The following is a 9,075-nucleotide window of genomic DNA, read 5'->3' on the forward strand; positions in this document are numbered from 1 at the left end:
CCAGGTGGCGATCGGCCGTGACACCAGAGCCTGCGCGAGGTGCGGACTGTCGAACAGGGACGGAGCCGCACGACGCGTCTGCGTCTTCGTCTCTATGGACGGTGTGGCCGGGCCCGGCAATATCGGGCTCAGCTATTCGGATCACCCGACCATGCCGGAGGGGCCATGACTGACGACGGTGTCTACCGCGTCGTGCGCAACGACGAGGAGCAGTACTCGATCTGGTGGGCCGACCGGGAACTGCCGCTCGGCTGGACCGCCGAAGGGACGTCCGGGTCGAAGCAGGAGTGCCTGGATCACATCGGGAAGGTGTGGTCGGACATGCGGCCGCGAAGCCTGCGGGAGCAGATGGCCCAGGCCTGACGGCCGAAGTTCGTACCGTACCTCCACCGCCCCGCCGCCCCGTCGAACACGGTGCGCGGCGGGGCGGCAGCACAACGTCCCGCCGCCGAGGGCCGGCAGCTCAGCGCCGTGGACGCAGAAATCGACATCGACACGACTCTGAAACCGTGGTGGACGGGCAGCTCCAACTTCGAGGAGAAATGATGATCGCCCCGACAATTGAGTCCGAGGTCCGTAGTTACTGCCGAAGCTGGCCGATCGTGTTCGACCACGGGCGAGGCAGCCGAATGTTCGCCGACGACGGCCGCGCCTACCTTGACTTCTTCGCCGGCGCCGGCGCCCTCAACTACGGCCACAACCATCCGATCCTCAAGCGAGCCCTCCTCGATTACCTGGAACGGGACGGGGTCACGCACAGCCTCGACATGCTGACCGCCGCCAAACAGGACTTCCTCACCGAATTCGCGTCGCAGGTGCTCGTCCCCCGTGGCCTGGACTACCGCGTGCAGTTCACCGGGCCCACCGGTACGAACAGCGTCGAGGCCGCCCTCAAACTCGCCCGCAAAGTGACCGGACGCCACACCGTCGTCGCCTTCACCGGCGCCTTCCACGGCATGTCACTCGGCTCACTGGCCCTCACCGGTAACGCCACCCTGCGCGCCGGCGCCGGCGTCCCACTCGGAAACACCTGGCGCATCCCGTACGACGGCTTCGCCGGTGGTCAGGTGTCCGGGCTCACCCTGCTCGACACCATGCTCGCCGACAGCAGCAGCGGCATGGACCTACCGGCCGCCGTCATCGTGGAGACCGTGCAGGGCGAGGGCGGGATCAACCCGGCCCGCACGATCTGGCTCGCCGACCTCGCCGAGCTGTGCGCCCGCCGCAACGTGCTGCTGATCGTCGACGACATCCAGATGGGCTGCGGCCGCACCGGCCCGTTCTTCAGCTTCGAGCACGCCGGAATCACCCCCGACATCGTCTGCCTCTCCAAGTCCATAAGCGGATACGGCCTGCCGATGTCCCTCACTCTCTTCCGCCCCGAACTCGACGTGTGGCAACCCGGCGAACACAACGGAACCTTCCGTGGCAACAACTTCGCCTTCGTCACCGCGGCCGCCGCACTGAAAGCATTCTGGGTCGACAGCAAACTGGAAAAGCAGACAGCGGAACGGGAGATCCTGCTGGAAGATTGGCTCGCGGAACTCGCCGATCGGCACCAGGCGCACATCGCGACCTCGCGTGGCCGGGGCCTGGTGTGGGGTCTGGCATTCCGCGAGCCGCACATTGCCCGACGAGTCGCCCAGGAGGCGTTCTCCCGTGGGCTGCTGGTGGAGAGGTCCGGGTCCACCGACGAGGTGCTGAAGCTCATGCCGCCCCTGACCCTGACGGACGACGAGCTGGCCGAGGGCCTCGGCATCCTGGAGCAGGCGGTGGCGGCAGCGGTCGCCGGCTGAGTCACACCCGACCGGACCGGGCGCCGCACGAGGTCATCCCCTCTGGCGGCGCTCATTCCGGTTCCTCGCCTGAGTGTTCGACCTCCCCGCTCCGGCGCCCCGACCCTCCGGGCCCACTGCGCCCGGTGTGCCCTTGCCGAACCCAAGATCCGGGCAACTTCCCATCCTGGCAGCACCCGACCTCGCGCTTGTAAGTTCTGGCACGTGGGCGCCCGGTCGGCCTAGCTGCCGTCCGAGAGTCCCTCCTGCCCGGGCCGAAGGGGACTCTCGTCCGGGGCAGCGAACGGGCCGCCACCTGTCGGGGGTGTAGGCAGGCGGCATGCGGGGTACCTCGCGCCCAACCCCGTACCCCCCGCCCAGGAGGCCCCCATGACCGTCGTACTCGCCGTTGTCTGCAGCGACGGGGTGGTGATCGGCGCGGACTCCCAGATCACCGATGGCGACCGCGGTCTGAGCTTCCCCGCCCAGAAGCTGCACCCACTGGGCTCCTGCGCCGCCTGGGGCGGCAGCGGCGCGCGGGGAGTACTCAACGACCTGCGCCCCCTCCTTAGTGACTCGGCCACCGCCATCCTCGAGGCACCCGACATCGGCGACGAGTTGCAGGAGCGCGTCCTGCCCGTCTTCAAGAAGCACTACGAGAACTACATCCCGGACGTGCCCGGCGAGGACGACGGCGGCGGGGTGTCGGCGTACCTCCTCGCGGCCGGCTACAGCCAGGGCGCGCCGTGGATCGTGGAGATCAACCCCAACGGGCTGATCGGCCGTTACGAGGACGTGGGCTTCCACGCCATCGGCTCCGGCGCGCCCATGGCTCAGCAGGCCGGCGCGCTGCTGTCCCACTTCCGGATGACCACGCGCACCGTCGAGTACGGCGTGGTGGGCGTGGTGCGGGTGCTGGAGGCGCTGGAGCGGACCTCGCCGTCGGTCGGCGGGCCGTTCAGCGTCGCGTGCATCCGCGAGGAGGACGCCCACCACCTCGACGAGAAGGAGATCGCCAAGGCGCTGAAGGACTCCCAGCGCTGGTGCGACCTCGAACAGGAAGCGCTCGACCGGCTGTTCGACTGACGCCGGCGGGTGACGGCGACGACCGGCATGGTGACGGCCACCGGGTGTCCACCGCTACAGGGGGGCGAGTTTCCGGCTCGGGCGGATCGCCGGCGCACCGCGCACGTTCGGGGTGCCGGGTCAGGCGGCGATCATGATGCGGTCGCCAATCCGCAGTGGGCCCTCGCGTTGGACAGCACCGTAGGCGCCGACGCAGGTCAGTTTGCCAAGGTCGAAGACCGGCACTCGGTTGAGCCGTGCGGCTGTGCGTAGCACGGCTGGGTCGTCGGGCAGGTCGGCGCCTTGGGCGAGGGTGGGCACCGCGCAGCGCGGGGTGGGTGCGACGATGCGGATCTCGGCGTGGGCGGCGACGGTCATGGTCTGGTCTTGCCAGGTGTTCTCCGCGAAGGGTGCGGGGTCGTCCAGGCGCACCACGATGTTCGGGCGGAACCGTCGCGGGTCCATCCGGCCGCCGGGGTGCCGCCGGGCCAAGGCCTCCAGGGTGGCGGTGGTGATCACGTGGACGGCGGCGAAGTCGACGAAGGTGTTGCCGGGGGTGCCGGCCGCGAGGCTGCTGTGGGTCATCGTTCCGGCGCCGCGCTCGGTCGGCGGGGTCAGCCGTTCCATGCTCGCGTCTTGCGGGAGGGTGTCGGTCAGCCGTACGGGTCGTCCCAGGGCTCGCGACAGTGCGGAGTTGGCGGTGGGTGCGCCGGTGTGGATCTGCTCGCCGTCGGGGCCGGTGACGACCACGCAGCCGTCCGGCTCGTGACGGGCGGCCATCGAGAGCAGGGCGCGCCACCTGCGAGGGTTCTTCGCGCTGGCGACCAGGCCGGTCTCCTCGTCGATCAGGGCACAGCGGCGGTCACCCACGACGCCCGAGGCGTCCAGGCGCGCCTCGATGAGGTCCTCGCCACCCATGGACTTGACCGGGTACCGACCCAGCCACACCACTTCCCCCATGACTACCCCCTAGGTCTGCGCTGCCCAAGATATCCGCGATCGGCCCCGTAGCGAGGTGGGCGATTCATGCACCGCCGTGACCCTCGTGCCGTGGCTGCGGCGGGCGGCATGTTGTAGGTGATCCCGTCGGGCATCTTCCAACCGTCGTCGCTGCTGCCGACCACGCGTTCCGCTGACTTCGATCTGTGGCGCAACATCCAGCGGGAGTTGGCCGAGAAACTGTTGGGCATGCCGGAAGCGGACCGGCACGGGCGACCAGTCGACTACGGCAGCCGCCAGGTCTCGATGGTGGCGGCGAGTCGGTGGAGTTCGGGCAGGTCGGTGATGGCGCAGCGGGTGTAGAAGCCGTGCAGGAGTCGGTGGATGTGATCTCGGGTTGGGTGCGGGCAGTCGCGAGGAGGTCGAGCAGGTACCAATGGCCGCTGTGCTGCCCGATACGTCACCCGCACCGAAACGGAATAGAGCCGTGAGGAATGCATGCCCACTGGTGTGCTGCGCACCTTGCCCGGCGATCGGCACGCGGATAGCTTCCGAGAGGGAAATCTGAAAGTGAACAAGACGCGCTGCTCGACCGCCTCGACCCCACCTGGACCACACGACCGCAGCCCATCCAGTGATCCCGCCCTGCCATCGGCAGCAGGCCGCCGGGCCGACCATCAGCGGAGCCGCCCGCGGAGCAGCGACCTCGACAGTCACCTGGGCAAACCGGGAGGCCCGGAGGGCTCAGGTGCGGGCGGGTGTAGCCAGCACCTCAGACGACCGGGAGGTCGATCCGTCGTCCGGTTCCATCCGGAGCTCGGTCCTCGGAGACTATTGCGAACGCGCCGGTCGGTACGCCGTCGAGAGTTGCTACCCGTGACGCGGCGGTCAGCAAGCTGACCTCGGTCGCTCCGGCGATAAAGAAGACATACACGTCGCCGAGTTCCTCGCCGTCGTCGTACGCCTCGACCGTGCCTTCGTCTTCCAAGTCGGCCAGGAAGTCCTCGACCTGGTCGATCCAGGGGAACCTATAGGCGCCCGGTTCAAGACCAGGAGTTGGTACCAACGGAACGTGGATCTCAAGGATGCTGGCCATGTCGACATGATCTCGCATGCCTGGTCAGCCCCACCGAGTTCGGCCGGTCCACCGGCGGGCAGCGTTCGGTCGGCGGCGGATCCGGGTGCCCTCCCCCACCACCCAGTCATTCCGACCATGCTCTTGATCTGAACCAAAGTTGAAGTTCTACCTTCATCCTCAACCGCTCACCACCGGAGGTAGACCTGTGGCGCAACAGCTGTCCGACGCCGAACTTGCGGGCCAACCTGCCGCCTATTGGACCGGCGTTGCCTATGAGTCGCTCATCGCCTTCACCCGAGCCCGACATGCCGAACACGGCTTCACCCAGCTTCAGTTCTGGCTGCTACGCAACCTCTCCAAGAACGACCTTCTGCCGGATGGCGGCGGGCTGACCATTCCTGAGCTTCAACAGGCGATGAGCTCGTACCTCAGGGCCGAGGACGATCTGGACGCCGAAGCTGAGGCTCTGCTGGCGCGTGGATGGCTGATCCGCGACCACGAAGGAAGGCTATGGATCACCAAAGCAGGGGAAGAGGCTCGCCTCAGCCTCAAGCGACATGCGCCGGCGATCCGAGCCCAAATCCACAATGGCATCGATGACGCAGACTACGTCACGACTCTCAAGGTACTCCGGCAGATGATCCAGAACACCGGTGGCTCGATGTAGGGCCTCGCACCAACCGCTTCCCTGTCGACGTAGCGGACGACGAACGTGATCATCAAGGTCTGGTTCCGGTTCGTACCGCGGGACGGCTGGTTGCCCTTCGACACGGAAGGATTGTGGGCAACACGGGTTCCTGAGGGTGGCTTCGGCAACCTCATCCCTGCAGGGACGCCGCCGCGCACTCTTCGATCCGACCGTACGCCAGTGTCGACCGGCTCCACTATCACCCACGGTGACGAACGCTTCGCGGCATGAGCGCGAAAGCCGTACCCGTCCGCATGTCGGCTAACCAGTTACGGCGTTTGCGGAGGATCGGCCGGGCGGCTGCTGGCGTTGTATGAGTTCTTGGCGGCAACAACGGCCGGCTGGATGTGTTCGGGGTCGACGCCGTGTACGTTCAGCGGCGGGTGCATACGCCGGACAAGTTCGGTCTCGATGGTCGCCGGTTCCGGGTCCTCCGCCCAGGTCAAGCGCAGGTGTGTGTGCATCCACGTGGTCAGCCGCGCCTCGTCCTCGGGGATCAGGACGACCCGGTCGGTCCAGGTTGTTCGGTATCTCTCGGATACCAGAAGCCCGGCCAGGGTACGGCGCAGCGTCGAGCTGCCCGAACGCCTCAGATGGTTGCGCAGGATCCGCCCTCGCAGGCTGGTCGCCCGTCCAAGGTACAGCAGCCGTAACGACGGGACGTTCTCATTCGGCAGCCCGGGAAGATCGGGCAGGACCGACGGGGCAGCCCACCAGGCGTAGACACCGCTGCCCCGGCTGAGCCGCTTGACGGCAGCGTTGAGCTCGACCGGCACGCCGCAGAGCAGCCGCAGAGCCTCGTCGACGCGGGCTTCGTCGGTGGGCACGTCGTCGTGTCGCCGTTCGGGAATGGTCATCGAGACCATCGTAGGTCCCGGGCAGATCGTGGCCGGGGCCGGAAGGACCGGCTGCCCCACGCAACGGTACCTGCACCACCCTGGCGGGACGCTGCCATGCGCTCGGTGCCATGAGAGTGCGTGTCTGCGCGACTTATGTCTTGTGTATATGAATGGGATCAGCGCAGCGAACGGCGACGGTCGACCGCTCACCGCTTGTTGAGATGCGGGAAAGGCTCGTCCGGCACCGCCAGATTCAATGCGCGGCATAGCGGCCTCCAGCCGTCGATGACTGTCCACTCCACGAGCCGTTCCGGTGGACACGAGGCGCGGACGGACTGATTGTGCCGCTCATAGCAGGCAATGGCGTGACCTCTGTCCAGCACGCACTCCCACCCGCCGAAGTCCTCCTCCCATACACGGTTGAGAAGCGCTGTCACCGGCGGCGGCCCAATATCCTTCCCAGGAGCCGTCCAAGTGTGGATCGACGCTCGCACGCTGTCATACCACTCATCCGAAGGACGGACGGAGAGCAAGATCGGAGCGTCCGGCCATATGCGCGCGAAGTCCTGCCACTGCCAGCAGCCCGGCCAATCGACGGTCGACCGCCACCCCTTGAGCACTGAGCGCCAATCGACCGGCGCGCCGTCATGGTGCTCATTCCAGACGTCGGCCAAGTCGGGATGCGCCCACATCTCTTGCATCTGTAAGCAGGGCCCGACACCGAGACGATCGAGCGCCGCAGCCAAGGAGGTCGTTCCTGTGCGACCCCAGCCAGCCCCGATCAAACGCATCCGACCATGCTTGCATGGCGGACGTGGTTAGGGCAGTACGCTCACACCGGCACAATCGAACGCAGGGCATCAACGATCTTCGTCGCGCTGGGTAGCGTCCGATTCGCGGCAAATCCGTGCGCTGCCCTTTCCCGGGTGACTCTGCCGCGGATTAGACACGGGAATGACCCGCGTCTTGTTCGGTATTGTCGTACCGCGCCGATCGCCAGACCTGTTGAGCCCACGCTTGGTCGGAGGCGTCGTCGTGCATGCACGTGATACGGAGGTCGCGGCATAACCGTGGAGTTCATGCTGCGGCTTACCGTCGACGACCACTGTGAGCCAGAATGCCCGTCGCACCACCTCGCCGTCTTGCTCCGACAACTCGCCGTCGCACCGTTCGGGCAAGCCCCCGCTGAATTCGGCGATCGCAGCATCGGCTGTCATGGCTTTCGAGGTATCGAACGCCTCGATGTGAACGGTCCGGCCGCGTCCCACGAACATCATGATGCCGTCGGCCGTTCGCGAGCCCAGACCGGCGGTGCGTTCCACGGACCAGCTCGCGGTGATCTGCTGGCGGACCGAGAGCGGCAGCGGGTGCCAGATCCGACTGAGTACATCGTCGCGGTCCCACGCCTCGGTCAGCACCCGCGACAACAGACTGTTCCGTTCTGCGACCAGATACGGCAAGGTTCCGGCATCGCGGACCTGCGCCCCGGCAATCTCACCGAGCAGCCCGGGCCATGGTTTGATCGCGTTCGCAACCTCACCCCGGAGCGTCAGATCGGTGTACCCGGGTGTGGTCCAGACCGCGTTGGCGTGGCGCAGTTGCTCGTCGTCGAGCTTCAGCCAGACCGAATACGTCACGCTTGCGCCACCGGTCAGGTGCACCGGCATGAGACAGCGCAGGAAGCCGCCTACACCCTCGATCCGCTGGAAATCGGAGTTTCCCCAAGCCGACGCCCGCTGCTCGGCAGGCAGCGCCAGGATCGCGTCCGGCAACGACGACCGGATGTCAAGGTCAACACCATCCAGAGGCTCACCGCAGCACGAGCAACCAGCCACATGATCGAGCACACCGGGACTGTACGAGAAGCTCACCCCAGCGTCGAACGACGGCAGGCACCACGACGCGTATCCCCGACGAGCCCACGGCATGGCCGCCGAAGAGGGACACATGTCGGGCCGCCCGTCGCGCCCGCTGCGCGGCAGATCCGCGTGCTATCCGCCGCCAGGTGTGGGAAGGTCCTCACCGCTGATCACCATGCAGCCGAACATCTCGCCGAGGACGGCCCGCTGGTGCTCAGCCAGCGGATTCGCGAACACCACCACCCGAACCTGCCTCGCCCGACACGCATCGGCGACTTCGCGGGCCTTGCCCGCGCTCACCAACGTCCGCCGCGAGAACGGAGCAGCCATCTTGTCCGCGCCACCGTGCGAGACACCCCGGCGCTGAACGAGCCGGCCCACGACCCGCGCACCGTACGCCTCCACCACAGCGGCCAAGAGGTCCAGTTTGGTATCCATCTCGGTGTCCTTCGCCGAGAACAGGCCCACGAGTAACACCTCGGCCCCCGGCAGCACTCGCGCTGACTCCGTTCGGCGTTGAATCACGCAGCGATCATGCCAACGCCGACCGCCGGGGCACTCATCAGCACGAGCGCGCGCAGCGGGCAGCCTGCGTGCGCCTCACGATGCGGACCACCTCTGCTGGCTGCCGAGCAAACTCGGCGGCAGATCCGTGCACCGCGAGGGCTGGTCACCGTCGTGGGTCACCGGGCCGGTCGCGGTCACCATCGCTGGGCGCAGCAGATGCCGAAGAACGCTTGCCGGTCCGGAGCCGTACCGTGACCACATGCCAAAGCAGGTGATCGTGCTCAACGGCGGATCGAGCGCCGGAAAGTCGGGAATCGTTCGGTGC

General features: G+C 67.2%; 12 protein-coding genes. 5 read left to right on the plus strand and 7 right to left on the minus strand.

All coding sequences use genetic code 11. The features are described from left to right. Positions 1 to 165: 165 nt before the first annotated feature. From AB0J93_RS08260 to AB0J93_RS08270, 3 genes are all read left to right on the plus strand, one after another. Positions 166 to 363 (plus strand): MbtH family protein, encoded by a 198-nt coding sequence (locus AB0J93_RS08260; protein ID WP_007076152.1) that lies wholly within the window; start codon positions 166 to 168, stop codon positions 361 to 363. Between the two features lie 182 nt (positions 364 to 545). Next, complete coding sequence (ectB, locus tag AB0J93_RS08265) at positions 546 to 1,796, plus strand: diaminobutyrate--2-oxoglutarate transaminase (protein WP_363919401.1); 1,251 nt, start codon at positions 546 to 548, stop codon at positions 1,794 to 1,796. A gap of 369 nt (positions 1,797 to 2,165) precedes the next feature. Then, a complete protein-coding gene (locus AB0J93_RS08270) occupies positions 2,166 to 2,861 on the plus strand; it encodes a proteasome protein (RefSeq protein WP_363919403.1) in 696 nt (231 codons plus the stop codon). 120 nt (positions 2,862 to 2,981) lie between these two features. On the opposite strand, the gene AB0J93_RS08275 is transcribed toward AB0J93_RS08270, so the two are convergent. Next, the gene (locus AB0J93_RS08275; protein ID WP_363919405.1) at positions 2,982 to 3,800 is read right to left on the minus strand and encodes an MOSC domain-containing protein; all 819 of its coding nucleotides are present in this window, start codon (positions 3,798 to 3,800) and stop codon (positions 2,982 to 2,984) included. Between the two features lie 117 nt (positions 3,801 to 3,917). Here AB0J93_RS08275 and AB0J93_RS08280 point away from each other — a divergent pair, with 117 nt between their 5' ends. After that, positions 3,918 to 4,142: a hypothetical protein gene (locus tag AB0J93_RS08280; RefSeq protein WP_363919407.1), complete on the plus strand. Its 225-nt coding sequence runs from the start codon at positions 3,918 to 3,920 to the stop codon at positions 4,140 to 4,142. Between the two features lie 409 nt (positions 4,143 to 4,551). On the opposite strand, the gene AB0J93_RS08285 is transcribed toward AB0J93_RS08280, so the two are convergent. After that, entirely contained in the window at positions 4,552 to 4,875 is a 324-nt protein-coding gene (locus AB0J93_RS08285; protein WP_363919409.1) for a hypothetical protein, read from the minus strand. Between the two features lie 187 nt (positions 4,876 to 5,062). Between AB0J93_RS08285 and AB0J93_RS08290 the strand changes: the two genes are divergently transcribed. After that, positions 5,063 to 5,524 carry a MarR family transcriptional regulator gene (locus tag AB0J93_RS08290; RefSeq protein WP_363919411.1) on the plus strand — a complete coding sequence of 154 codons (462 nt, stop codon included), beginning with the start codon at positions 5,063 to 5,065 and terminating at the stop codon, positions 5,522 to 5,524. A gap of 290 nt (positions 5,525 to 5,814) precedes the next feature. Here AB0J93_RS08290 and AB0J93_RS08295 read toward each other — a convergent pair whose 3' ends face one another. From AB0J93_RS08295 to AB0J93_RS08315, 5 genes are all read right to left on the minus strand, one after another. Beyond that, the gene (locus AB0J93_RS08295) at positions 5,815 to 6,402 is read right to left on the minus strand and encodes a GIY-YIG nuclease family protein (protein WP_363919413.1); all 588 of its coding nucleotides are present in this window, start codon (positions 6,400 to 6,402) and stop codon (positions 5,815 to 5,817) included. A gap of 188 nt (positions 6,403 to 6,590) precedes the next feature. Continuing rightward, complete coding sequence (locus tag AB0J93_RS08300) at positions 6,591 to 7,175, minus strand: sulfotransferase family protein (protein ID WP_363919415.1); 585 nt, start codon at positions 7,173 to 7,175, stop codon at positions 6,591 to 6,593. 69 nt (positions 7,176 to 7,244) lie between these two features. After that, positions 7,245 to 8,231 (minus strand): DUF2199 domain-containing protein, encoded by a 987-nt coding sequence (locus AB0J93_RS08305; protein ID WP_363919417.1) that lies wholly within the window; start codon positions 8,229 to 8,231, stop codon positions 7,245 to 7,247. 144 nt (positions 8,232 to 8,375) lie between these two features. Beyond that, positions 8,376 to 8,711: a hypothetical protein gene (locus AB0J93_RS08310; RefSeq protein WP_363919419.1), complete on the minus strand. Its 336-nt coding sequence runs from the start codon at positions 8,709 to 8,711 to the stop codon at positions 8,376 to 8,378. 132 nt (positions 8,712 to 8,843) lie between these two features. Then, positions 8,844 to 9,075 (minus strand): hypothetical protein (locus AB0J93_RS08315; RefSeq protein ID WP_363919421.1); only part of this gene is annotated, 232 nt, incomplete at its 5' end.

The organism is Micromonospora sp. NPDC049374 (assembly GCF_040677165.1).
In the GTDB taxonomy this organism is placed as follows: domain Bacteria; phylum Actinomycetota; class Actinomycetes; order Mycobacteriales; family Micromonosporaceae; genus Micromonospora.

Excerpts from the sequence above, each read along its gene's own strand:
- AB0J93_RS08260 (WP_007076152.1), top strand. The coding sequence starts at position 166 with ATGACTGACGACGGTGTCTACCGCGTCGTGCGCAACGACGAGGAGCAG.
- ectB (WP_363919401.1), top strand. The coding sequence starts at position 546 with ATGATCGCCCCGACAATTGAGTCCGAGGTCCGTAGTTACTGCCGAAGC.
- AB0J93_RS08270 (WP_363919403.1), top strand. The coding sequence starts at position 2,166 with ATGACCGTCGTACTCGCCGTTGTCTGCAGCGACGGGGTGGTGATCGGC.
- AB0J93_RS08275 (WP_363919405.1), bottom strand. The coding sequence starts at position 3,800 with ATGGGGGAAGTGGTGTGGCTGGGTCGGTACCCGGTCAAGTCCATGGGT.
- AB0J93_RS08285 (WP_363919409.1), bottom strand. The coding sequence starts at position 4,875 with ATGGCCAGCATCCTTGAGATCCACGTTCCGTTGGTACCAACTCCTGGT.
- AB0J93_RS08295 (WP_363919413.1), bottom strand. The coding sequence starts at position 6,402 with ATGACCATTCCCGAACGGCGACACGACGACGTGCCCACCGACGAAGCC.
- AB0J93_RS08300 (WP_363919415.1), bottom strand. The coding sequence starts at position 7,175 with ATGCGTTTGATCGGGGCTGGCTGGGGTCGCACAGGAACGACCTCCTTG.